Annotated in this window: 19 protein-coding genes; 15 read left to right on the top strand and 4 right to left on the bottom strand. The window is 65.5% G+C overall.

The window, feature by feature from the left end:
- Nucleotides 1-65: 65 nt before the first annotated feature.
- Nucleotides 66-1,298 carry an MFS transporter gene (locus tag V3C40_RS16255; protein WP_331777982.1) on the top strand — a complete coding sequence of 411 codons (1,233 nt, stop codon included), beginning with the start codon at nt 66-68 and terminating at the stop codon, nt 1,296-1,298.
- Here V3C40_RS16255 and V3C40_RS16250 read toward each other — a convergent pair.
- Nucleotides 1,263-2,156, bottom strand: a complete 894-nt coding sequence (locus tag V3C40_RS16250; protein WP_034749920.1) for a LysR family transcriptional regulator — start codon at nt 2,154-2,156, stop codon at nt 1,263-1,265. The two genes, V3C40_RS16255 and V3C40_RS16250, sit on opposite strands and share 36 nt — an antisense overlap.
- A gap of 98 nt (nt 2,157-2,254) precedes the next feature.
- Between V3C40_RS16250 and V3C40_RS16245 the strand changes: the two genes are divergently transcribed.
- Together V3C40_RS16245 and V3C40_RS16240 are read left to right on the top strand one after the other, a co-directional pair.
- Complete coding sequence (locus V3C40_RS16245) at nt 2,255-3,361, top strand: alpha/beta hydrolase (protein WP_331777981.1); 1,107 nt, start codon at nt 2,255-2,257, stop codon at nt 3,359-3,361.
- Entirely contained in the window at nt 3,358-4,542 is a 1,185-nt protein-coding gene (locus V3C40_RS16240; RefSeq protein WP_442907273.1) for an MFS transporter, read from the top strand. Before V3C40_RS16245 ends, V3C40_RS16240 begins: the two co-directional genes overlap by 4 nt.
- Nucleotides 4,543-4,561: 19 nt before the next feature.
- Here the strand turns inward: V3C40_RS16240 and V3C40_RS16235 are convergent, their stop codons facing one another.
- A complete protein-coding gene (locus tag V3C40_RS16235) occupies nt 4,562-5,455 on the bottom strand; it encodes an EamA family transporter (RefSeq protein ID WP_331777980.1) in 894 nt (297 codons plus the stop codon).
- Nucleotides 5,456-5,532: 77 nt separating this feature from the next.
- Between V3C40_RS16235 and V3C40_RS16230 the strand changes: the two genes are divergently transcribed.
- Both V3C40_RS16230 and V3C40_RS16225 read left to right on the top strand, forming a co-directional pair.
- On the top strand, nt 5,533-6,021 hold the full coding sequence (locus V3C40_RS16230) for an Lrp/AsnC family transcriptional regulator (RefSeq protein WP_331777979.1): 489 nt from the start codon (nt 5,533-5,535) through the stop codon (nt 6,019-6,021).
- Between the two features lie 56 nt (nt 6,022-6,077).
- Entirely contained in the window at nt 6,078-6,755 is a 678-nt protein-coding gene (locus V3C40_RS16225; RefSeq protein ID WP_331777978.1) for a GNAT family N-acetyltransferase, read from the top strand.
- Here V3C40_RS16225 and V3C40_RS16220 read toward each other — a convergent pair.
- On the bottom strand, nt 6,752-7,267 hold the full coding sequence (locus V3C40_RS16220) for a hypothetical protein (protein WP_331777977.1): 516 nt from the start codon (nt 7,265-7,267) through the stop codon (nt 6,752-6,754). The genes V3C40_RS16225 and V3C40_RS16220 overlap by 4 nt on opposite strands.
- Before the next feature lie 125 nt (nt 7,268-7,392).
- Here V3C40_RS16220 and V3C40_RS16215 point away from each other — a divergent pair, with 125 nt between their 5' ends.
- The gene (locus V3C40_RS16215) at nt 7,393-7,776 is read left to right on the top strand and encodes a glutaredoxin domain-containing protein (RefSeq protein WP_034749913.1); all 384 of its coding nucleotides are present in this window, start codon (nt 7,393-7,395) and stop codon (nt 7,774-7,776) included.
- A 20-nt stretch (nt 7,777-7,796) separates the two neighbouring features.
- Here the strand turns inward: V3C40_RS16215 and V3C40_RS16210 are convergent, their stop codons facing one another.
- Nucleotides 7,797-8,033: a DUF3820 family protein gene (locus V3C40_RS16210; RefSeq protein WP_034749909.1), complete on the bottom strand. Its 237-nt coding sequence runs from the start codon at nt 8,031-8,033 to the stop codon at nt 7,797-7,799.
- Nucleotides 8,034-8,177: 144 nt separating this feature from the next.
- Between V3C40_RS16210 and V3C40_RS16205 the strand changes: the two genes are divergently transcribed.
- From V3C40_RS16205 to V3C40_RS16165, 9 genes are all read left to right on the top strand, one after another.
- Nucleotides 8,178-9,389, top strand: a complete 1,212-nt coding sequence (locus V3C40_RS16205; RefSeq protein WP_331777976.1) for an MFS transporter — start codon at nt 8,178-8,180, stop codon at nt 9,387-9,389.
- A gap of 86 nt (nt 9,390-9,475) precedes the next feature.
- Entirely contained in the window at nt 9,476-10,693 is a 1,218-nt protein-coding gene (locus V3C40_RS16200; RefSeq protein ID WP_331777975.1) for a YeeE/YedE family protein, read from the top strand.
- An 81-nt stretch (nt 10,694-10,774) separates the two neighbouring features.
- Nucleotides 10,775-12,253, top strand: coding sequence for a sodium:solute symporter (locus V3C40_RS16195; protein ID WP_331777974.1), 1,479 nt, complete (start codon nt 10,775-10,777; stop codon nt 12,251-12,253).
- 63 nt (nt 12,254-12,316) lie between these two features.
- A complete protein-coding gene (gene sppA / locus V3C40_RS16190; protein WP_331777973.1) occupies nt 12,317-14,191 on the top strand; it encodes a signal peptide peptidase SppA in 1,875 nt (624 codons plus the stop codon).
- A 62-nt stretch (nt 14,192-14,253) separates the two neighbouring features.
- The gene (locus V3C40_RS16185) at nt 14,254-14,805 is read left to right on the top strand and encodes a GNAT family N-acetyltransferase (protein ID WP_331777972.1); all 552 of its coding nucleotides are present in this window, start codon (nt 14,254-14,256) and stop codon (nt 14,803-14,805) included.
- 437 nt (nt 14,806-15,242) lie between these two features.
- The gene (locus tag V3C40_RS16180) at nt 15,243-16,610 is read left to right on the top strand and encodes an efflux RND transporter periplasmic adaptor subunit (protein WP_331777971.1); all 1,368 of its coding nucleotides are present in this window, start codon (nt 15,243-15,245) and stop codon (nt 16,608-16,610) included.
- Nucleotides 16,607-19,726, top strand: a complete 3,120-nt coding sequence (locus V3C40_RS16175) for an efflux RND transporter permease subunit (RefSeq protein ID WP_331777970.1) — start codon at nt 16,607-16,609, stop codon at nt 19,724-19,726. Before V3C40_RS16180 ends, V3C40_RS16175 begins: the two co-directional genes overlap by 4 nt.
- Nucleotides 19,723-22,965: an efflux RND transporter permease subunit gene (locus V3C40_RS16170; RefSeq protein WP_331777969.1), complete on the top strand. Its 3,243-nt coding sequence runs from the start codon at nt 19,723-19,725 to the stop codon at nt 22,963-22,965. Before V3C40_RS16175 ends, V3C40_RS16170 begins: the two co-directional genes overlap by 4 nt.
- Nucleotides 22,962-24,383 (top strand): efflux transporter outer membrane subunit, encoded by a 1,422-nt coding sequence (locus V3C40_RS16165; RefSeq protein ID WP_331777968.1) that lies wholly within the window; start codon nt 22,962-22,964, stop codon nt 24,381-24,383. The genes V3C40_RS16170 and V3C40_RS16165 overlap by 4 nt, the downstream gene beginning before the upstream one ends.
- Nucleotides 24,384-24,468 lie beyond the last annotated feature (85 nt).

Genomic DNA, 24,468 nt, shown 5'->3' with positions numbered 1-24,468 from the left:
CGGAGTCTATATCAAAAGCGGAATGCCCGATACACTGGCTGGATTGAACTCAGCCGGAGAATGCCATGACCACCGCAAGCCCTGTTTCCCCTCAAACAAGCAAGATGCCGCCCGGCGTGCTGGCGCTGGCCGTCGGCGCCTTTGCCATCGGCGTCACCGAATTCATCGTCGTCGGCATCCTGCCAAGCATCGCGAAAGATTTGCGGATTTCCATCGAATCGGCCGGCTCGCTGGTGAGCCTGTATGCGCTGGCGCTGGCCATCGGCACGCCGCTGCTGGTGCTCTTGATGTCGCGACTGCCGCGCAAGGCGGCCCTGCTGGGGCTGATGAGTGTGTTCCTGGCAGGTAACCTGCTGGCAGCGTTTTCCCACACATTCGAACTGTTGCTGCTGGGGCGGGTCATCACTGCCGTGGCGCACGGCACCTACTTTGCCATCGGCGCCACCGTGGCCGCCAGCCTGGTGGACAAGGCGCAGGCGGGCAGGGCGATTTCCGTGATGTTCGCGGGATTGACCCTGGCCATGGTGATCGGCGTGCCGTTCGGCAGCTTCCTCGGCAACCTGATGGGCTGGCGCTTGCCCTTCTTTGCCGTGGTGGTCTTGGCCGCGCTGGGCCTGGCCGCCATGGCGCGCTGGCTGCGGGCCGGTTTGCAGCAAGGCAAGGGCGGCAAGGCCATGACGCAGCTGGCGGCCCTGGGCAGCGGTCCCATTATCACCATGATGGCCGTGACGACGTTCGGTTTCGGCAGCAGCTTTGCCGCGTTCACGTTTATCACGCCCATCCTGACGGACGTGACGGGCTTTTCCGCCACCATGGCCAGCGCCTTGCTGATTGTGTTCGGCATCGCCACTTTTGCCGGCAATCTGGCGGGCGGCTACCTGACCAGCCACCTGGGCTGGCCAAAGGCCTTGCGTGTGATGCTGCTGTTGCTGGCCGCCACGCAAGCGGGCGTGGCGCTCAGCATCAGCTCGCAGTGGATGATGACGGTGATGCTGTTCGTCTGGGGCGTGTTCGCCTTCGGCCTGTCGCCCGCCTTGCAGGCCGGCATGCTGGCCACGGCCGAGCGCTACACGCCGCACGCCGTCGATTTCGCCTCGGGCCTGAACATTTCCGCGTTTAATCTCGGCATTTCCTTCGGTTCCATGCTCGGTGCGCTGATGGTCTCGCGCCACATGATGGCGTCGTCGCCATGGGCCGGCGTGGCGGCGGCATTGCTCGCCTTGCTGCCGCTGGCCTGGCTGGCGCGCAGGAACGTGGCGAAATCAGGCGCGGTAGCGCAGCGCCTCCACGAAGGCTGAAAACGCGGGCGTGGCCTGGCGCCGGTTCGGGTAGTACAGGTGGTAGCCCTGGAAGGTGGGGCACCAGTCGGCGAGGATTTCGACCAGGCGGCCATCGGCCAGGTAGGGCGCCAGCAGGGGCTCGGGCACATACGCCAGGCCGATGCCGTCGAGCGCCGCATTGAGCACGTGCATGATGCTGTTGAACACCAGCTGGCCTTCGGCCTTGACGGCAAAGGCTTGCCCATCCTTTTCGAATTCCCAGGCGTAGATGGCGCCAGCGGGCCGGTGGCGGATATTCACGCAAGCGAATTCCGTCAGTGCATGCGGCGTCGCGGGCGCTCCATGGCGCGCGAAATACGCGGGCGACCCTACCACGGCCAGGCGCCAGTCGGGGCCGATGCGCACGGCGATCATGTCCTTGCTGATCGCTTCGCCCAGGCGGATGCCGGCGTCGAAGCGCTGCTCGACCACATTCGTAAAGCCGTAGTCGACCACCAGTTCCAGGCTGATGTCGGGATAGTCGCGCAGGAAGCCGGCCAGCATGGGGCGCAGCAGCAGTTCGATATGGTCGTCGGTGCAGGTGACGCGGATAGTGCCGCGCGGCTTGTCGCGCAGCGCGCCCAGCGCCTCGACCTCGGCGGCGATCTGCTCGAACAGGGGCGCGATGGCCAGCATGAGCTTTTCGCCCGCGTCGGTGGGCGCCACGTTGCGCGTGGTGCGCGCCAGCAGACGCACGCCCAGCCGTTCTTCCAGGGTGCGGATGGTATGGCTGAGCGCGGACGCGGTGATGCCCAGCCTGGCGGCGGCCTTGGTAAAGCTGCGTTCCCGCGCCACGGCGAGGAAGGCTTGCAGATCGTTGACCTTGGTTTGGCTCATTGCTGAATTTTTCTCATAACTACATCAAGATTGTACCCGCTAATCAAAAGAGCTTGCCTGCGTCAAGATGGTGCCCTGACTTTTAAAGGAGCATGGGCATGAAGACAACACGCATGAAAACGACAGCTGGCCGCCGCGAATTCGTCAAGGCCGCGGGCACGGGCATGGCGGCACTGGGCGTCCTGTCCGTCCTGGGCGCACCCATTTTCGCCGCCGCCGCGCCGGCCTTGCCAGCCATGCCCGATGGCGCCGACAATTTCTATAAGAGCGGCAAGGTGACGGTGCAGCCGGTGCGCTTCCGGAACCAGTACCCGATGACGGTTGCCGGCAATCTGTTCCTGCCGGCGCAGCTGGACCCCGCTCGCCGGCACGCCGCCATCATCGTTGGCCACCCGATGGGCGCCGTCAAGGAGCAAAGCGCGAACCTGTATGCGACCAAAATGGCCGAGCAGGGTTTCGTCGCCCTGTCGCTGGACCTGTCGTTCTGGGGCGAGAGCGAAGGGCAGCCGCGCAACGCCGTCTCGCCCGATATCTATGCCGAGGATTTCAGCGCGGCCGTCGATTTTCTCGGCGCACAAGCCCTGGTCGACAGCGAACGCATCGCCGCCATCGGCATTTGCGGCAGCGGCAGCTTTGTCATCAGCGCGGCCAAGATCGACCCGCGCATCAAGGCCGTCGCCACGGTGAGCATGTACGACATGGGCAGCGCCAGCCGCCATGGCTTGCGCCAGTCGCAAACGCTGGCGCAGCGCCAGGCTTATATCGCCGCGGCCGCGCGCCAGCGCCAGGTGGAGTTTGCCGGCGGCGCCACCGCGTACACGAGCGGCACCTTGCCCGAACTGAGTGCCAACCCAAGTGCTATCGAACGCGAATTCCACGACTTCTACCGCACGCCGCGCGGCGCCTACATCCCTGCCAGCCAGCTGCCCGAGCGCGCCACCCGTCCCACCTTGAGCAGCAACGTCAAGTTCATGAATTTCTATCCCTTCATCGATATCGAGACGATCTCGCCCCGTCCGCTGCTGTTCATCACGGGCGACCAGGCGCACTCGAAGGAGTTCAGCGAGGATGCCTACCGGCGCGCCGCCGAGCCGAAGGAGCTCCATTACGTTGCCGGCGCCGGCCACGTCGACCTGTATGACCGCGTGACCCTGATCCCGTGGGACAAGCTGGCGTCGTTCTTCCAGCGCGCCCTGGCGGCATGAGCGCGGTCCGCAGCGAGGCGGCAGCGCCCGCGTTCTGGGGCGGCATCTTTGCCATGACCCTGTGCGTGTTCACCCTGATCGCCTCCGAATTCATGCCGGTCAGCCTGCTCACGCCCTTGGCGGCGGACTTGCACGTCAGCGAAGGCCTGGCCGGCTATGGCATCGCCATCTCCGGCGCCTTCGCCGTGCTGGCCAGCCTGTCCATCGCTACCCTGGCGGCATCGATGAACCGCAAGACCTTGCTGCTGCTGTTGACGGGCCTGATGTGCGTGTCGGCGCTGGTGGTGGGACTGGCCACCAGCTACGCGATGTACATGGCGGGGCGCGCGCTGATTGGCGTGGTGGTGGGGGGATTCTGGTCGATGTCGGTCGCGGTGGCGATGCGCCTTGTGCCCAGCCACAGCGTGCCCAGGGCGCTGGCCATCTTCAACGGCGGCAATGCGCTGGCGACCGTGGTGGCCGCGCCGCTGGGCAGCTATCTGGGCGCCAGCATCGGCTGGCGCGGCGCCTTCCTGTGCCTGGCGCCCGTGGCGCTGCTGGCGCTGGCCTGGCAGTGGCGCAGCCTGCCATCGATGCCGGCGGCGCCGCGTTCGGCCCGTTCCGGCCAAATCTTGCGCCTGCTCGAACGCCGTCAGGTGGCCCTGGGCATGCTGGCCGTCGGCGCGTTCTTCATGGGGCAGTTCGTGCTGTTTACCTATGTGCGTCCGTTCCTGGAAAACGTCACGCGCGTCGGCGTGCCCACCTTGTCGATGCTGCTGCTGGCGATCGGCGTGGCCGGCTTCATCGGCACGGCGCTGATCGGCGTGGTGCTGCGGCGTGGCCTGTACCGCACGCTGGTCGCCATTCCCTTGCTGATGGCCGCCATCGCGCTGGCCCTGCTGGCGTTCGGCGACGAGCTGGCGCCCGTCTTCGTGCTGCTGGGGCTATGGGGATTGCTGGCGACGGCCGCGCCCACGGGCTGGTGGTCGTGGCTGGCGCAGACCTTGCCTGATGACGCCGAAGCCGGTGGCGGCCTGATGGTGGCCGTCGTCCAGCTGTGCATCGGCTTCGGTTCCACCGTGGGCGGCATCCTGCTCGACGGCTACGGCTTTCGCGCCACCTTCACGGCCAGCGCCGCGCTGCTCGTGCTGGCCGCGCTGCTGGCCTGGCGCACGGCCAGGCAGCACGAGGCATCGTCATGATCTATGCCAGCTTCACGATTTATATTCGGGCCTGAGCACCAGCCGGCGCAGCGCGTCTCTGGCGCTGCGCCATGTACGAACTGCCCATCGACGCGGCCATGATCATGGCAATCGCCAGCCATTGCCCGGCACCGAGGCGCTCGTCGAGCAGGATGTACGCGAGCATGGCGGCCACGGCCGGCTCCATGCTGCTCATGATGCCGAACGCTTGCGGCGTCAGCCGCTTCAGGGCCACCATTTCCAGCGAGATCGGTATCGCGCTGGAAATAAGGGCCACGCCCAGGCCTACGCCCAGCACGATGGGCGAGAGCAGGGCGGCGCCGCTGTGCATCACCCCGACGGGCACGACCACCAGCGCGGCCATGGCCAGGCCCAGCGAGACGGAATGGCCCGCATGCAGATGGCTGGCGCGCTTGCCGAAGACGATGTACGAGGCCCAGCAGACGGCAGCGCCCAGGGCGAACAGCACGCCTGTCGGATCGAGGTTGCTGACGTCGTGGCCGAGCGGCAGCAGCAGCGCCAGTCCCGCAACGGCCAGGGCCACCCAGACAAAGTCGAGCGGGCGGCGCGAGGCCAGCAGGGCCACGGCCAGCGGGCCGGAAAACTCGATCGCCACGGCGATGCCGAACGGGATCGTGCGCAAGGCCATGTAGAAGCACAGGTTGGTCAAGCCGAGCGCGGCGCCGTACAGGGCCACGGTGCGCAGGTCGGCACGGCTCAGCTGCCAGCGCCACGGGCGCCAGAACAGCAACAGCAGCAGCGCGGAAAAGCCCACGCGCACGGCCGTCGTGCCCTGCGCGCCCACGAGCGGAAACAGGCTGTGCTTGGCCCATGAGGTGCCCAGTCCCAGGCAGGTGACGGAACCGAGGATGGCCAGCAGGGGAATGAACGAGGAATAGCGGCGTAATGGCATGGTGATAAAAGGCTTGATATCGGAATAGTGAAAGTTTATTGTGTCTGCTCCGAGTTTTGCACTGCATTTTGACCTTCATGACGCAACTTTCGCTCACACCCTCCGTCACGCTCGACGCCTTCGACCTGGCCATCCTCGACATCTTGCAGCGCGATAACACGACATCGCAGCGTGAAATCGCCCAGGCCGTGCACTTGTCGGCACCGGCCGTGCAGCGGCGCATCCGGCGCCTGCGCGAGAGCGGCGTGATCCGCAATGAAGTGGCCGTGCTCGACGCGAGCCGCGTGGGCCGCCCCCTGATCCTGACGGTGGAAGTGCATCTGCACGACGAGCACCCGCAGCGCACGGCAGGCATGCGCGCGCGCATCATGGCCGAGCCTGCCATCCAGCAGTGCTACGGGATCACGGGCGAGGCCGATTACCTGCTGATCATTACCGCCAGCAGCATGGCCGAATACGAGGCGCTGACGGAGCGCCTGTTCGGCGGCGACGACAATATCCGGCGCTACCGCACGTCGGTGGCATTGACTTGCCTGAAGATGGGCTTGCACGTGCCGCTGGGGTAGGCGGAAGATTTTACCCTGGCATAAGCGGGACAGGGACGAATGTAGGAGCATGAAAATTGGAAGAACAAGGAAAGTCGCATCTGGCCGATCCCGGCCTGCTTGCCGCCTGGCTGGCGGCACGTTCGATGGCGCGCGGCCTGGCGCTGCCCGTGCCCGATCAGGGCGGATGGCGCGTCGATACGGGCTTGCCGGGCGAAATCCGGCGCCACGTTTTTGCGGGACCTGTTCCAGGCATCAGCGCGCTGGCAGCCGCTATCCACGGCCCGCATATCTTCATCAAGATGTGTGGCGACGGGGAGCAATTGCTGGGGCTGTTACCGCCGCGATGGCAACTTTGCCCCGGCGGCTATTTCATGACCCATCAAGGCACTCTGCAGGCGCCGGATCTGCCTGCCGGCTACCGCCTGGACGTGGCAACATCACAGGAAATCACGACGGCGCATATTCTGGCCGAAGATGGCGGTATTGCCGCCAGCGGCCATGCCGTCGAATATGCCGGTGTCTTTGTCTTTGACCGCATCGTCACCGAGGCCGGCCACCGGCGCCGGGGGCTGGGGCGGGCGCTGATGGCCGCGCTGGCGGCCAGGCAACGATCGGCCAGCGCGCGCCGGGTGCTGGTGGCAACGGACGATGGGGCGAAATTGTATGCGAGCCTGGGCTGGCATAGCGAATCACCCTATTCGACGGCAACGATTGTTCAGGCCGGCATACGGCATCCGCCATCGAGCCGCTAGGGCTGCGCGTCGCGTTCGCGGCAGCTCAATGAGGCGTAATGGCCTTGGGGCAGCCTGGCCTTGATGGCTACCTCGCTCAATGCATGTTGCATATCGACTGGGTCGGTCAGGGTGCAGTGCTGGGCGCTGGCGAACGCTTGCAGGTTTTGCGTGTTGCCGCGTACTTTCACCGTCACGCCGGCCCCGGGGCTGACGCAGCAGCCTATGTATTGCGTGATGTATTCTTCCTCGATGAGCACCAGTTCATGTCCCATGAAGCTGGCCGGTTTCTTCAGCAGGTAGTAATCGGTGTAGTCGAAGCGCTGCTCGGGGCGCTTGCCGATGTAGCCTTCGCGCATGTAGGCGGCGATGGCCTTGCCCGAGGTGCCCACCCTGTCCGTCGTGCCCTTTTTCAGGTGCAGCGCGTGGAGCAGGCCGCTTTCAAGTCCGGGATCGGCGGCGTGGGCGCTGGCGCAGCTGGCGGCCAGCAGAAGAGCGCCGAGCAGGCGGCGGGTGCGACGCCATTCAGGCATGGGGTGGATTTCTTGCATATCTTTGACGCGAAGGGGACGATAGGCGCAGTGTAGCCCACGCCAGGCTGGGTGCGTGGCACAATGCGTGGATCCGCACGCCACGTGCCACTCATCCCAGGACTTTCATGACCCGCGCCATCCTTGACCAAGCCCAGATCCATTCCGCCGCCCGCCCTTTGATCGGTAGCAAGCACAAGGACATCGTGCGCGAGGTGCAGGCTGCCATCGCCGCGCACCAGGTGGTCGTCGTCGGCATGGCGCTCAATCCGTTTCCGCGCAAGGCGCGCAAGATCCTTGACGTGCTGGGCACGCCCTACCAGTACCTGCAATACGGCAGCTATCTGAACCAGTGGCACCGCCGCAATGCCCTCAAGATGTGGACGGGCTGGCCGACGTTTCCCATGGTCTTCGTCAACGGCGTGCTCATCGGCGGCGCCAGCGAACTGCAAAAACTCGTGGAAAATGGCGAGTTCAGCGCCATGCTGGCAAAGAAGGTGCGCGAGTTCTAAGACCCGCCTGACTACTGTCCTTACTCGCCCGGCCGCCACGGCGACTTGCGCGTGCGCAGCGGGTCGAGCAAGCTCCTTAAGTCGTTGTGGTCGAGCTCGTACATCAGCGCGATTAAACTGCCCAGTTCGCCCGAGGGAAAGCCTTCGCGCGCGAACCAGCCCAGGTAGTGTCCCGGCAAGTCGGCCAGCAGCCGTCCCTGATATTTCCCATATGGCATTTCGCGCGTGACCAGCAGCGCCAGTTTTTCTGAATTCATGGTGGTGACCCCGTGTTGATGCTGCCAGTGTAGCAGAGCATGAAATTGTTGATTTGGGCGCAACTATCTTCTTCCCATGGAGGTATTTTTCGGCACAAAGAAAACCCCGATACTGCACGCCAACATCTTTTATCGGAGTTTTTCATGCCCATTGCCTTGCTCGCGCTGACCCTCAGCGCATTTGCCATCGGAACCACCGAGTTTGTCATCGTGGGGCTGTTGCCCACCATCGCCGCCGACCTGGGCGTGAACCTGCCGTCGGCCGGCTTGCTGGTCAGCCTGTATGCGCTGGGTGTCGCCGTCGGCGCACCCGTGCTGACTGCGCTGACGGGCAAGATCCCACGCAAGACCTTGCTGTTGTCGCTGATGGTCTTGTTCACCCTGGGTAACTTGCTGGCGTGGAAGTCGCCCGGTTATGAAACCCTCGTCGTTGCCCGCATCCTGACGGGGCTGGCGCATGGCCTGTTCTTCTCGATCGGTTCGACCATCGCCACGTCATTGGTGCCGAAAGACAAGGCGGCCAGCGCCATTGCCATCATGTTTACGGGTTTGACCGTGGCCCTGGTGACGGGCGTGCCGCTGGGCACCTTCATCGGCCAGCATTTCGGCTGGCGCGAAACCTTCCTTGCCGTCTCGGCCCTCGGCCTGGTGGCGTTCATCGGCAGCCTGCTGTACGTGCCGTCGAACATTGCCCATAGCAAACCGGCATCCTTGCTGCAGCAAGTGCAGGTGCTGGGCCAGCCGCGCCTGCTGCTCGTGTATGCGATGACGGCCATCGGCTATGGCGGTTCTTTCATCGCCTTTACCTATCTGGCGCCGATCCTGCAGCAAGTATCGGGTTTCAGCGCCGGCGCCGTGGGGGTGGTGATGCTTGTGTATGGCGTGTCCGTGGCGTTCGGCAATATATGGGGCGGCAAGCTGGCCGACAAGAAGGGCCCCGTCAGCGCCTTGAAACTGATCTTTTTGCTGCTGGCGTTTGTTTTGCTGCTGTTGACCTTCACGGCGCCGCATCCCGTGCTGGTCGTCATCACCGTGCTGCTGTGGGGCGCCGTGGCCTTCGGTAACGTGGCCGGGTTGCAAGTGTATGTCGTGCAGCAAGCGGAGCACTTTACGCCCCGCGCCGTCGACGTGGCGTCGGGCCTGAATATCGCCGCTTTCAACCTTGGTATCGCCGGCGGCGCCTGGGGTGGCGGCCTGATCGTCGAACACCTGGGCCTCGTGCACACGGGCTGGATCGGTGCGCTCGTCGTGCTCGGTGCGTTCGGCTTGACAGCCTTGAGCGGCCGGATGGACCGTTTGAGTCCCATACCTGTGCGTGCCGGCGGTGAAAAGTCGATCCATGCGGTGGGGCACTAGGCTAGCCTGATCTGCCAGTAAGTTTCTGGCAGAAAACACCGAAACGGGCGAGAATGACGTTTACTTTCCTCTTGCCCATATTTCCCATGTCCGATACAGCAATGTCACCGCTGCGCCTGCGCGCCGCCATCAATCCAAAACCGCTGGGCGTCGCGCTTGTGCTCATCGTGCTCGGCGCCTGGTATTTGGCGCAAACCGTCGGCGCCACATTGTCCGCGCTGTACGTGGTGGGCGCCTTGCTCGGCATCACCCTGTATCACGCGGCCTTCGGTTTTACGTCCGCCTGGCGCGTCTTTATCGCCGATGGCCGCGGCGACGGCTTGCGCGCGCAAATGCTGATGCTGGCCGTCGGCGTGGCGCTGTTCTTCCCCGCGCTGTCGGCCGGCACGCTGTTCGGCACACCCGTCGCTGGCCTCGTTTCTCCGGCCGGTACCTCGGTGATCTTTGGCGCCTTCATCTTCGGCATCGGCATGCAGCTGGGCGGCGGTTGCGCGTCCGGCACCCTGTACACGGTGGGCGGGGGCAGCACGCGCATGCTCATCACCCTGGCCGCCTTCATCGTCGGCTCCGTGATCGGCACGGCGCATATGCCATTCTGGACGTCGCTGCCACAGCTCCAGCCCATTTCCCTCGTCACGACCCTGGGCCTGGTGCCCGCGCTGGCGCTGAACTGGATCGCCTTCGCGCTGATCGCCGGCATCACGGTGCTGGTGGAAAAGCGCCGCCATGGCAAGCTCGTCGCCACGCCATTGCGGCCCGCGCAGGCCTCGCCCTGGCTGCACGGCCCGTGGCCGCTGGTGGCGGGCGCCGTTGCCCTCGTCGTGCTGAACTTCGCCACCCTGGCGCTGTCGGGCCGGCCGTGGGGCGTGACGTCCGCGTTTGCGCTGTGGGGCGCGAAAGCCGCATCCGTGGTCGGCATCGACACGGCCAGCTGGGCTTACTGGTCCACCAAGGCCAACGCGGCTGCGCTGGCCGCGCCGCTGACGCAAGACAAGACGTCCGTGATGGACATCGGCATCGTGCTCGGTGCCATGCTGGCCGCCGCGCTGGCCGGCCGCTACGCGCCCGTGTGGCGCATCCCGCGCCGTTCGGTGATCGCCGCCATCGTCGGCGGCTTGCTGCTCGGCTACGGCGCGCGCCTGGCCTACGGCTGCAATATTGGCGCTTACTTCAGCGGCATCATCTCTGGCAGCTTGCACGGCTGGCTGTGGCTGGTCTGCGCCTTTCTGGGCAACGTCATCGGCACGCGCTTGCGTCCGTGGTTCGGTCTGGAAGTGGAGCGCGTGAAACGCAGCGGCTGCTGATGCCTGATTGACCGGGGGCATTGCTGTACGCTTTGTTGTATATTGCTGCCCCTGTTCCTCTTTGCCGCCAGCGTATCGCCCATGTCCCCCCTCATCCTGTTTGCCGTTGTCCTCGCATATTTCCTGATCCTGCTGGGTGTGGCATGGCGCACGTCGCGCCATGCGACCAACGACAGTTTTTTCATCGGCAACAAGGACAGCAACTGGATGCTGGTGGCCTTCGGCATGGTGGGCACGACCTTGACGGGCGTGACCTTCATCAGCGTGCCTGGCGCCGTGGGCAGCAACGGTTTCGGCTACATCCAGCTGATGATCGGCTATGTACTCGGTTACCTGGCCATCACCTTCATCTTGCTGCCGCTGTACTACCGGCTGCAGCTGACCTCCATTTACCGCTACCTTGAACTGCGCCTGGGACGGCGCTCCTACCAGAGCGGGGCGGCGTTTTTCATCGTGTCGCGGCTGTTGGGCGCCACGGCGCGGCTGTATCTGGTGGTCAATATCCTGCAAGCGACCATCCTCGACAGCCTGGGCGTGCCGTTCTGGCTGACGTCGTGCGCCGTGCTGCTGCTGATCCTGCTATACACGTATGAGGGCGGTGTCAAGACCATCGTCTGGACCGATACCCTGCAAACGGCGTGCATGCTGGCCGGTCTCGTCATCTGCAGCGTGTTTTTATTGCGCGCAATGGACCTGTCCTTCGTCGACAGCCTCGAGCGCATGCGCGCGCAGGGCCTCACGCGCATCTTCACCACGGACCCGGACAGCCCCGCCTACGTGTGGAAGCACATCGTGGCCGGCATGTTCATCACGATTGCCATGACGGGCATGGACCAGGAGATGATGCAAAAGAATATCTCCGTGCGGACCTTGCGCGACTCGCAAAAGAATATGCTCAGCCTGACCGTGGTGCTGACGGGCGTGCTGCTGCTGTTCCTGTTCCTCGGCGGCTTGCTGCACCTGTATGCGCCGCTGGCCGGCGTGATGGCCACGGGCGACAAATTGTTCCCCGCCGTCGTGCTCGGGCATTTCCCTGTCGTGGTGCAGCTGATCTTCTTTATCGCCCTCATTTCCGCGCTGTTTCCCAGCGTGGACGGGGCGCTGACGGCGCTCACATCCACCTTCTGCATCGATATCCTCGGCGTGCAGAGGCGGGCGGACCTGAATCCGGCCGCGCAGATGCGCTGGCGCCGCCGTGTCCACCTGGGGTTTGCCGCGCTGTTCCTGATCCTGATCATGGCCTTCAAATGGTTTGACGATCCCAGCATGATAGGCGTGATCCTCAAGCTGGCCAGTTATACCTATGGTCCGCTGCTGGGCCTGTTCGCCTTCGGCTTGCTGAGCCGGCGCGGCGTGCGCGACCGCTGGGTGCCGCTGGTGGCCGTGGCGGGGCCGCTGCTGTGCGCGCTGATCGAACAGGAACAGGCGTTGCTGTTCGAGCATTACCGCATCGGCCTGGAATTGCTGATCATGAATGGCGCCCTGGTGCTGGGCGGCCTGTTCCTCATTTCGACGCCGCGAGGGCAGGCCATCAAAGGCGCGGCACACTTGTCAAAATAAGACGATTCCGCCCGTTTTCAGTTATATTGATTTCCTTTAGGTACACAACCTCACGGAGCATCAATGTCACTCAACCCCTTCCCGCCGCTGCGCCGCGGTTTTGGCGCATTCTGGCGCGCGCTCGACGCCACCCGCCGCGCGGTCATCAATCTGATTTTCTTGCTGATCGTCATCGCCATCCTGATCGCCATCTTCGGCGGCGGCGCCAAGCCCCTGGCGGAAAAGACCACCCTGGTGCTGGACTTGCAAGGCCCGCTGGTCGAGGAAACCCCGGGCGGCGTGCGCGAGGCCGTGCTGGCCAATGTCAGCGGCGAAGTCAAGAAGACGGTGCAGCTGCGCGATGTGCTGGCGGTGCTCGACACGGCTTCCAAGGACAAGGACATCGGCTCCATGGTGATCCTGCTCGACGAATTGCAGGGCGGCGGCCTCGCTTCGCTGCGCGAAGTGGCGGCCGGCGTGGAACGCTTCCGTGCCACGGGCAAGAAAGTCACGGCCTGGGGTTCGAGCTACAACCAGCGCCAGTACCTGGTGGCGGCCAAGGCCGACGAGGTATTCCTGCACCCGATGGGCGGCGTCATGCTGGAAGGCTTTGGCCGCTACCGCAATTACTACCGCGACGCGCTCGACAAGGTGGGCGTGACGGTGAACCTGCTGAAAGTGGGCACGTATAAAAGCGCGGCCGAGCCTTTCATCGCCAACGGCCCGTCCGAAGCGGCGGCCGAAGCGGACCGCTACCTGAACAACGGCCTGTGGACCACCTACACGACGGACGTGGAAAAGGCGCGCAAGCTGCCGGCCGGCGCCATCATGCAATCGATCGATGCGCTGCCCGCGCTGATGACGGCCGCCGGTGGCGACATTGCCAAGCTGTCGCTGGACGCCAAGCTGGTCGACGGCCTGAAAACGCGCGACGAACTGCGCCAGTTCATGATGGCGCGCGGCGCGAAGAACACGGAAGGCACGAACTTCCGCCAGGTGAACTACACCGATTACCTGGCGCGCCTGCGCCCCGTGCATGTCGGCGACGCCGTCGGCGTGGTCATCGCTTCGGGCGAAATCGGCGACGGCATCGCGCCACCGGGCGCCATCGGCGGCCTGTCCACCTCGCGCCTGATTCGCCAGGCACGCGAAGACAAATCGATCAAGGCCATCGTGCTGCGCGTCGATTCGCCGGGCGGCAGCGCCTTCGGCTCGGAACTGATCCGCCGCGAACTGGAACTGACGCGCGCCGCCGGCAAGCCGGTGGTCGTCTCGATGGGCAACGTGGCCGCTTCGGGCGGCTACTGGATCAGCACCTCGGCCGATGAAGTGATCGCCGACGCGGCCACCATCACCGGTTCCATCGGCGTGTTCGCGATTCTGCCGACGGCCGACAAGGTAGTGGAAAAGCTGGGCATCCACACGGCCGGTTCGCCGACCACGTGGCTGGCCGACGCGGGCAACCCATTGCGCCCGCTCGACCCGCGTTTCGCGCAAGTGATCCAGGGTTCGATCAACCATGTGTATGGCGACTTCCTGAACCTGGCCGCCAAGGCGCGCAAGACGACGCCCGAGAAAATCAATGAGGTGGCGCAGGGCCGCGTCTGGACGGGCTTGCAGGCGAAAGAGCGCAACCTGGTCGACCGCATCGGCAGCTATGGCGATGCGCTGGCCTCGGCCGCCAAGCGCGCCAAGCTGGGCACCGATTACCGCGTGACCTACCTGGAGCAGGAAACGTCGAACGTGGACCGGTTGATCGGCATGTTCGGCTCCAAGGCCATGGCTTCGCTGGGCCTGGGCGAACACGTGAAGCTGGGCCTCGCCACGACCGGCTTGCCGGCCGATGCGGCGCTGGGCATGGCGCAGGACCTCTCCTGGCTGTCGGGCATCACGCGCGAACATAAACCGTTCATGGCCCTCACGCACTGCTTGTGCGAGGTGCCGTTAGGCGGCAAGTAATCGCAGTAGTGATATGACCTCAAGCCGGCTTCGCCCGGCTTGTTTTCCTTGAGGAGCAGACTATGCCAAGCGATATGAATGCAGACACCGACAACGTGATCGCCATCCGCCCTTGCGCCAAGGGCGACGAACACGCGCTGGCGCTGGTGGGGCAGGCCACTTTTCTTGAAGCGTTCGCCGGCATCCTCGATGGCGCCGACGTCATCGCCCATTGCCAGCGCCAGCACGACGTGCAGTTGTACCGCGACTGGCTGGCGCTGCCGGCCATGCGCTTGTGGCTGGCCGAGGCCACGCCGGGCGGCGCGCCCGTCGGCTACCTGGTGCTCAGTCCCGCCGGCCTGCCGGTGGCCGACCCGCGCCCGAACGACCTGGAAATCAAGCGCATCTACCTGCTGCACCGCTTCCAGGGCCAGCGCGTGGGCCAGCGTTTGATGCAGGCGGCCGTGGAGCAGGCACGCGCCAGCGGAGCGGGGCGGGTGCTGCTGGGCGTCTACGCGGAAAACCACGATGCGCTGGCGTTCTATGCGCGCTGCGGCTTTGCGCAGCTGGGCCGGCGCACCTTCCGCGTGGGCCGCACCGACTACCAGGACGTCATCCTCGGCATGACCTTGTAAATCCACGTAAAGAATCGCCGCCGCCTGCCGCCGCCTGGACCCCCGCGCGGCGCCAGGTCAAGCCGGCTGGCCGGAGATTTGTAGCGAGTTTGTATCTGCATGCGAGTCGCCCGCGCCACGTGCTCGCGGGCGCGCGGCGCCCCGCAAGCCTGATTTTTCCACCATTCCCCCACAGTGGCGGCCCGCCTGCCAGCCCGCCGGATCCTCCCATGCCTGTCAGGCTGTGTGTAATTGTTTCAGGTAGAAATGAAACAGTTACATGACTATGCTAGAGTCGTTTCACGCTAGGGAGCGATGTTTTTTCAGCTGATTTTCAGCTCTTAACTCCCCTGGCTTTTACCGAAACAACCCCGAAAAACGGTCGTCCTGCCTGAGTGTGTTCCACCTCGGCCGGCGCCACAGACTCGCCGTGCCAGCGGCCTAGACAAGGATAAGCGATGGATTCGCAGACAACACCCAACACCCCACGGCGCAGCCGCCGTTCGAAAATCGTCGGCACGGTCATCGCGCTGGCCGTGATGGCGGCGCTGGGGGGCGGTGCCTGGTACCTGACCCATTCGGGCACCAGCGCCCAGGGCGGCCCAGGCATGGGCGCTGGCGGTCCTGGCGGGCCAGGTGGCCCGGGCGGGCGCCGCGGCGGCCCTTCGACCACCGTGGGCGTGGCCACGGCCGTCAAATCCGACCTGCCCGTGGTGCTCGATGCGCTGGGCACGGTGACGGCCGCGTCCACCGTGACGGTGCGCCCGCAAGTGTCGGGCATTTTGAAGGAATTGAAATTCAAGGAAGGCGGCATGGTCAAGGCGGGCCAGGTGGTGGCGCAGATCGACCCGGCACAATTCGAGATGGCGCTGATGCAGGCCACGGGCCAGCGCCAGCGCGATGAGGCGCAGCTGGAAAATGCACGCCTGACCCTGAAACGCTATCAGACTTTGCTGGGCCAGGATTCCATCGCGCGCCAGGACGTCGACACGCAGGCCGCCCTGGTCAAGCAGCTGGAAGGCACGGTGATGACGGACCGCGCGTCCGAAGGCACGGCCAGGCTGAACCTCGGCTATACCAAGGTGGTGTCGCCGATCAGCGGCCGCGCCGGCCTGAAGGTGGTCGACATCGGCAACCTGGTCAGTACCAGCGATACGGGCGGCGTGGTGGTGGTGACGCAGCTCTCGCCCATCGACGTCGAGTTCTCCGTGCCGCAGGATAAAGTGCAGACCATCCAGGAGCGCTTGAATGGCGGCTCGGCCCTGGCCGCGCTGGCGCTGGACCGCACGCGCACGCATACCCTGGACAAGGGCAGCTTGACGGCGCTGGACAACCAGGTCGATGTGCAGACGGGCACCGTGCGCGCCAAGGCCCGCTACACGAATGACAAGATGGCGCTGTTCCCCAGCCAGTTCGTCAACGTGCGCCTGGAACTGGGCAACATCACGGGCGCCGTGCTGGTGCCCGTGACGGCCCTGCGCCACAGTAACAACGGCGACTTCGTCTATGTGCTCAAAGCGGATAAAACCGTTACCGTGCGCATGGTCACGCGGGGCCAGGCCACCACCGACATGGTGGAAATCCGCGCCGGCCTGGAAGCGGGAGAGCAAGTCATCACGGAAGGCGCCGACCGCCTGAAGGAGGGCGCGAAAGTCACCATGGCGGGCGACAAGCCGGCCATGGGCGCCGGTGGCGCGGGGGCAGGCACCGGCGAGCGCCGCCACCGCCGCCAGCACGCTGATGGCGCGGCCAGCGCACCGGCCGCATCGGCTGCAGCATCGGCGCCGGCGACCGCTCCCACTCCCGCTAAGGGCGCAGCGCAATGAGTCCATCGACGCCATTCATCAAGCGCCCCGTCGCCACGGCGCTGCTGATGCTGGCCATCGTGCTGGCGGGGCTGGTCGGCTTCAAGTTCCTGCCGCTGGCCGCCTTGCCGCAGGTGGACTTCCCCACCATCCAGGTGCAGACCCTGTATCCGGGGGCCAGCCCCGAAGTCATGGGGCAGACCGTGACGGCGCCGCTGGAGCGCCAGTTCGGGCAGATGTCGGGCTTGCAGCGCATGAGTTCCACCAGCGCGGCCGGCGTTTCCATCATCACCTTGCAATTCACGCTGGGCCAGACCCTGGACGTGGCCGAGCAGGAAGTGCAGGCGGCCATCAATGCGGGCGGCTCCCTGCTGCCGACCGACTTGCCAGCGCCGCCCGTGTACGCGAAGATCAACCCGGCCGACGCGCCCGTGCTGACCCTGGCGATTACCTCCGACACGATGCCGCTGACGCAGGTGCAGAACATCGTCAATACGCGCCTGGCGCTCAAGATCAGCCAGGTCAACGGCGTGGGCCTCGTCTCGCTGTCGGGCGGCCAGCGTCCGGCCGTGCGCATCCAGGGCGACACCAAGTTGCTGGCGTCGTACGGCCTGGGTCTCGACAGCCTGCGCACGGCCATCGCGGCGGCCAACGTCAATAGCGCCAAGGGCAGTTTCGACGGCCCCACGCGCTCATTCACCATCAACGCCAACGACCAGCTGGTGACGGCGGAAGACTACAAGCGCCTGATCATCACCTATAAAAATGGCGCGCCCGTGCGCCTGTCCGACGTGGCCAATGTCGTCGACAGCGCGGAAAACACGCGCCTGGGCGCCTGGTCGGGCAAGCAGCCGGCCATCATCCTGAATGTGCAGCGCCAGCCCGGCGCCAACGTCATCAAGACGGTCGACGCCATCAAGGCCTTGCTGCCCGACCTGCAGGCCAGCCTGCCGGCGGCCATGAAGCTCGACGTGCTGAGCGACCGCACGACGGGCATCCGCGCCTCGGTCGAACACGTGGAAATGGAACTGTTGTTGTCCGTGCTGCTGGTGGTGCTGGTGATCTTCGCCTTTTTGCACAGCATGCGCGCCACGGTGATCGCCAGCCTGTCCGTGCCGATCTCGTTGATCGGCGCCTGCGGCGTCATGTATCTGCTCGGTTACAGCCTGAACAACTTGTCCTTGATGGCGCTGACCATCGCCACGGGCTTTGTCGTCGATGACGCCATCGTCATGATCGAAAACATCGCCCGCTACATCGAGGAGGGCGAAACGCCGATGGCCGCCGCCCTGAAGGGCGCGTCGCAGATCGGCTTTACCATCATCTCGCTGACGGTGTCATTGATCGCCGTGCTGATTCCCCTGCTGTTCATGGGTGACGTGGTGGGCCGGCTGTTCCGCGAATTTGCCATGACCCTGGCCATCACGATCCTGATTTCCGCCGTGGTCTCGCTGACCCTGGTGCCGATGATGTCGGCGCGCTGGCTGAAAAGCCACGCCGATGAAAAAATCAGCGCTACGGGCCAGCGCATCCAGGCTTTCCTCGACCGTGTGATCGTGCAGTACGACCATGCGCTCGTGTGGGTGCTGAAACGCCAGGGACTGACCCTGCTCGTCGCCCTGGCCACCCTGGTGCTGACCGTCATCCTGTATATCACCATCCCGAAAGGCCTGTTCCCCACGCAGGACACGGGGCAGCTGCAGGCGCGCATCGAAACCTCGCAAGCCGTCTCATACGAACGCATGGCCACCTTGCAGCAGGCGGCCGCCAGCGCGCTGCTGGAAGACCCCGCTGTCGATACCCTGAGTTCCCTCGTCGGCGTCGATGCGGCCAACAACACCATGCTGCACACGGGCAGCATGCTGATCAACCTGAAGCGTCCGCGCAGCGGCAGCCAGGACGAGGTCATGGAGCGCTTGCGCAACCGCGTGGCCAAGGTGGCCGGCGTGACCCTGTATCTGCAGCCGACGCAGGATCTGACCATCGATGCGGAGTCGGGGCCGACGCAGTACCGCGTCTCGCTCGAAGGGGCCGACACGGCCACCGTCACCGAGTGGGCCGGCAAGCTGGCCGCGCGCATGCGTGAAAAATCGCAGCTGCGCAACGTCGTCACGGATGCGGGCGCCACGGGCGCCGCCGTCACCGTGGCGATCGACCGCGACAGCGCCGCGCGCATGTCCGTCACCACGGCAACCGTCGACGACGCGCTGTACAACGCCTTCGGCCAGCGCATCATTTCGACGATTTTCACGGAAACCAACCAGTACCGCGTCATCCTCGAAGCGCAACCGGGCATCGTCACCACGCCGTCCGACCTGTCGGACCTCCAGGTGCGCACGGGATCCGGCAAGTCGACGCCGCTGTCCGCCTTTGCCAGCGTCAGCGAAAAACAGGCGCCGCTGCAAATCACGCACGTGGCGCAATACCCGGCCACCACCCTCGGCTTCGACACGACGCAGGGCGTGGCGCTGGGCAGCGCCGTCGACGCCATCCGCCAGGCGGCGAAAGACATCGCCTTGCCGCCATCGGTGACCCTGACCTTCCTCGGCGCGGCCGGCGCATATGAAAACTCGCTGTCGAACCAGCTGTGGCTCATTCTCGCCGCCGTCGTCTGCGTGTACATCGTGCTCGGCGTGCTGTACGAAAGCTACATCCACCCGCTGACGATTTTGTCGACCTTGCCGTCGGCCGGCGTGGGCGCCTTGCTGGCGCTGATGATCTCGGGGCAAGACCTGGGCGTGATCGGCATCATCGGCATCATCCTGCTGATCGGCATCGTCAAGAAGAACGCCATCATGATGATCGACTTCGCCATCGAGGCTGAACGCGATGAAGGAAAAAGCCCGCAGGAAGCCATCCACCAGGCGGCCCTGCTGCGCTTCCGTCCCATCCTGATGACGACCCTGGCGGCGCTGTTCGCGGCCGTGCCGCTGATGCTGGGCTGGGGCGAGGGCGCCGAGTTGCGCCGTCCGCTGGGCCTGGCCATCTTCGGCGGCCTGATCGTCAGCCAGGTGCTGACCCTGTTTACCACGCCCGTCATCTACCTGGGCTTCGACCGCCTGGGACAGCGCTTCGCCTCCAGAGCGCGGGGCGTCAACCTGGACAAGCCGGCCGATAACGCGGGGAGCGCCGCGTGAACCTGTCCGAACCGTTCGTCAAGCGTCCGATCGCCACCGTGCTGCTGACCATCGGCATCGCGCTGGCCGGTGTCGGCGCCTTCTTCGTGCTGCCCGTCTCGCCGCTGCCGCAGGTCGATTATCCGACCATTTCCGTCAGCGCCAGCCTGCCCGGCGCCAGTCCCGCGACCATGGCCACGTCGGTGGCCACGCCGCTGGAACGGCGCCTCGGTGTGATCTCGGGCGTGAACGAGATGACGTCGTCGTCGGGCACGGGCTCGGCGCGCATCAACCTGCAGTTCGACCTGAACCGCAAGATCGATTCGGCCGCGCGCGAAGTGCAGGCGGCGATTGCCGCCGCGCGCGTGGACTTGCCGGCCACCTTGCGCAGCAACCCCACCTACCGCAAGGCCAATCCGTCCGACGCGCCCGTGATCATCCTGGCGCTGACGTCGAAAACGCGCACGCCAGGCCAGATCTACGATGCTGTGTCGAATCTGGTGCAGCAGAAGGTGGCGCAAGTGAAGGGCGTGGGCGACGTGGAACTGGGCGGCGGCTCGCTGCCGGCCGTGCGCGTGGAACTGCTGCCATACCAGCTCAATCACTACAGCGTGTCGATGGAAGACGTGCGCGCGGCCATCCAGGCCAGCAACGCCAACCGGCCCAAGGGCGCCATTTCCGGCGACGAGCGCAGTCTGCAAATCTATTCGGGCGCGGCGACGGCTTCGGGCGGGCGCAGCGCGGCCGATTACCGCAGCCTGGTCGTGGCCTGGCGCGACGGCGCCGCCATCCGCCTCGACGACGTGGCCGAAGTGGTCGACGGCGTGGAGAACAACAATACCCTGGGCCTGTTCAACGGCGACCCGGCCGTCATCGTGCTGATCACGCGCCAGCCGGGTGCCAACGTCATCGCCACGGTCGACGGCGTGCGCGCGCTGCTGCCGCAACTGCAGGCGCAGCTGCCGGGTGACATCAAGCTGCAGGTGGCGTCCGACAGCACCAATTCCATCCGCTCGTCCCTGCACGAGATCGAGTTCACCCTGATCCTGTCCATCGTGCTCGTCGTGCTGGTGGTCAGCGCCTTTTTGCGCAGCGTGCGCGCCACCATCATCCCGGCTGTCGCTACCATCGTCTCGCTCTTGGGCACCTTCGGCGTGATGTACATGCTGGGCTTCAGCCTGAACAACCTGTCGCTGATGGCGCTGACGGTGGCCACGGGCTTTGTCGTCGACGACGCCATCGTGGTGCTGGAAAACACGCAGCGCCACATCGAGGCGGGCATGGACCGCTTCAAGGCGGCCCTGCTGGGCGCGCGCGAAGTGGGCTTTACCGTGCTGTCGATCAGCCTGTCCTTGGTCGCCGTCTTCATCCCGCTGCTGTTCATGGGTGGGCAGGTGGGGCGGCTGTTCCGCGAATTCGCCGTGACCCTGTCGGCCGCCGTGATGATTTCGCTGGTCATCTCGCTGACCACCACGCCGATGATGTGCGCCTGGCTGCTGAAAAGCGGCGAGCAGCACAAGCCGCCCGGCCTTGTCGCGCGCTGGTTCGAACAGGGGTTCGAGCGCATGCTGAAAGTCTACGAGCACTGCCTGGACTGGGCCTTGTCCAGCGCCGCGCTGGTGATGACCATCCTCGTGTTCGTCGTCGGCCTGAACGTGTACCTGTTCGCGGCCGCGCCCAAGGGCTTCTTCCCGCAGCAGGATACGGGCCAGATCAATGGCGGCATGCGCGCCGACCAGAGCATCTCGTTCCAGGCCATGCAAAGCAAATTGCGCCAGCTGGTCGACATCATCAAGGACGATCCGGCAGTCGCCACCGTCGTCGGGTTTACGGGCGGCGGCAGGGCAGGGGGCGGTTTCATGTTCATCGACCTGAAGCCGGCCTCGCAGCGCACGGACAAGGGGCAAGCCGTCATCGCCCGCTTGCGTCCGCAACTGGCCAAGGTGACGGGCATTTCCCTGTTCCTCAATCCTGTGCAGGATTTGCGCATGGGCGGGCGCTCCAGCAATTCGACGTACCAGTACACGCTGATCAGCGACAATCAGGCGGACCTCAAAAAATGGGCGGCGAAGCTGGCCGACCAGATGAAGCTGCAGCCGGCCCTGATCGACGTCGACACGGACCAGGCGGAAAACGGCGTGGAAACCTTTGTTTCCATCGACAAGGACCGCGCCACGCAGCTGGGCGTGCAAGTCAAGGATATCGACAATGCGCTGTACAACAGCTTCGGCCAGCGCCAGGTGGCGACCATCTACGATGAGCTGAACCAGTACCACGTGATCATGGAAGTGGCGCCGCGCTATGCGCAAAGCCCGGAAGCGCTGCGCTCCGTGTACGTGCCGGCGTCGAATGCGGCCGCCGTCGCCGCCCGCGGCACGACGGTCACCACCAGTACCACCACCAGCGCGGCGCCGTCGAACACGACGGCCGCGCGCGACCCGTCCAGCGGCTCGGCCCTGTCCACGACCCTGGCGCACATGGTGCCGCTGTCCTCGTTCAGCAGCTTTGCGGAAAGCTCGACGGCGACCTCCATCAACCACCAGGGCGGCGAACTGGCCACCACCGTGTCGTTCAACCTGGCCGACGGCTATCCGCTCAGCGACGGGCAGGCCGCCGTGGCCCAGGCGGAGTCGGAAATCGGCATGCCCGTCAATGTGCGCGGCAGCTTCCAGGGTTCGGCCAAGAGCGCGCAGGACAGCAACAAGGAACAGCCGCTGTTGATCCTGGCGGCCATCGTGGTGATCTACATCGTGCTGGGCATCCTGTACGAAAGCCTGATCCACCCCGTCACCGTGCTGTCGACCTTGCCGTCGGCGGGCGTGGGCGCCGTGCTGGCCTTGCTGCTGTTCCGCATGGAGTTTTCCATCATCGCCCTGATCGGCGTGTTCCTGTTGATCGGTATCGTCAAGAAAAATGCTATATTGATCATCGACTTCGCGCTGGAGGCCGAGCGTTCGCGCGGCTTGAGTGCGGTGGAGGCGGTGCGCGAGGCATGTTTGCTGCGTTTCCGCCCCATTCTGATGACCACCCTCGCGGCGGCGCTCGGCGCCTTGCCGCTGGCGATCGGTTTCGGCGAGGGGTCGGAGCTACGCCAGCCCTTGGGGGTCGCCATCATCGGCGGCCTGATTGCCAGCCAGTTACTCACATTGCTGACCACCCCGGTGGTCTACATCCTGCTCGACAAGCTGCGCACGCGCAGCGCCGACGAGCAGCAATTGAGCCGCATTCCTGGGCCAGATAACCCGAGCACACAATCATGAAGCAAGTAAAACCTATTCCATCCGCCGTCCCCGCACGCCATTTGCCGGCACTGGCCGCCGCTACCGCTTTCCTGTTGCTGGCCGGCTGCGCCGTCAGCCCCGCCTATGAAACGCCGACGGCCGCCGCGCCGCAAACGTTCAAGGAGGCGGCCGGCTGGCAGCCTGCCGTGCCGGCCGACACCCTGGAACGGGGTCCCTGGTGGACCCTGTTCGGCGACGCGCAGCTGAACCAGCTGGCCGACAGCATTGAAATCTCGAACCAGAACGTGGCGGCCGCCATCGCTTCCTACGAGCAGGCGCGCGCGCTGGTGCGCGAACAGCGCGCCTCGCTGTTCCCCACCGTGAACCTGACGGGCAGCGGCGCCCGCTCTGGTGGCGGGGGCGAGCAGCAGACGAACAACAACTTCAAGGCGGCCATCGGCGCGTCGTGGGAGCCGGATATCTGGGGCCGCTTGCGTGCGGGCGTGACGGGCGCGGACGCGAGCGCGGCCGCCAGCGCGGCCGACCTGGCCGCGGCGCGCCTGTCGGCGCAGGGCGAACTGGCCACCAATTATTTTTCGCTGCGCCAGAGCGATGCGCAGATCGCGCTGCTCAATGCCACCATCGACGGCTACAAGCGCGTGCTCGAGATCACCAGCAACCGCTTCAACTCGGGCATCGCCGCCAAGTCCGACCTGCTGCAGGCGCAGACGCAGCTGGCCAATGCGCAGATCGATTTGTCGAGCCAGACGCGTGCGCGCGCCCAGCTCGAACACGCGATCGCCATCCTGCTGGGCAAGGCCCCATCGGACTTCAGCCTGGCCGTGGCGCCGTGGACCCTGACCGTGCCCGAGGTGCCGCTGGGCGTGCCATCGACCCTGCTGCAGCGCCGTCCCGACATCGCGGCCGCCGAGCGCCGGGTGGCCGTGGCCAACGAGCAGATCGGCATCGCCCGCTCGGCCTACTATCCGAGCCTGAACCTGACGGGTTCCTACGGTTCCGGCGCCAGCCGTGTGGGCGACCTGTTCAATGCATCGTCGAGCCTGTGGTCCTTGGGCGTGTCGGCCGCGCAGACCCTGTTCAACGCGGGCGCCACGACGGCCAGCGTGGACGCGGCGAAGGCGGGGCATGAGGCGGCCGTAGCGCGCTACCGCCAGACGGTATTGAGTGCCTTTGGCGCCGTGGAAGACCAGTTGTCGGCCACGCGCGCGCTGGCCGAACAGCTGGCCTTGCGCCAGCAGGCGTCGTCCGCCGCCGACCAGGTCGAGCAGCAGATGCTGAACCGCTACAACGCGGGCCAGGTAGGCTATACGGACGTGGTGACGGCGCAAGTGACGGCCCTGTCGGCGCGCCGCTCACTGGTGCAGGCGCAGGCGGACCGCCAGACCACGGCCGTGGCCCTGATCCAGTCGCTGGGCGGCGGTTGGCACGTGCCATAGGTGCAGTAGAGGAAAGGGCAGGCTGGCGCAGGGTAGAAAAACCTGCGCCAAATTCGCGTTTTCATGCGCGCCTTGAGTGCTAGAA

The sequence above is a fragment of the Janthinobacterium sp. LS2A genome (assembly GCF_036543145.1).
Classification (GTDB): Bacteria; Pseudomonadota; Gammaproteobacteria; order Burkholderiales; family Burkholderiaceae_D; genus Janthinobacterium; species Janthinobacterium aestuarii.
Note: the sequence above shows the minus strand (reverse complement) of the source record. Positions and strands in the feature narration are given on the sequence as shown.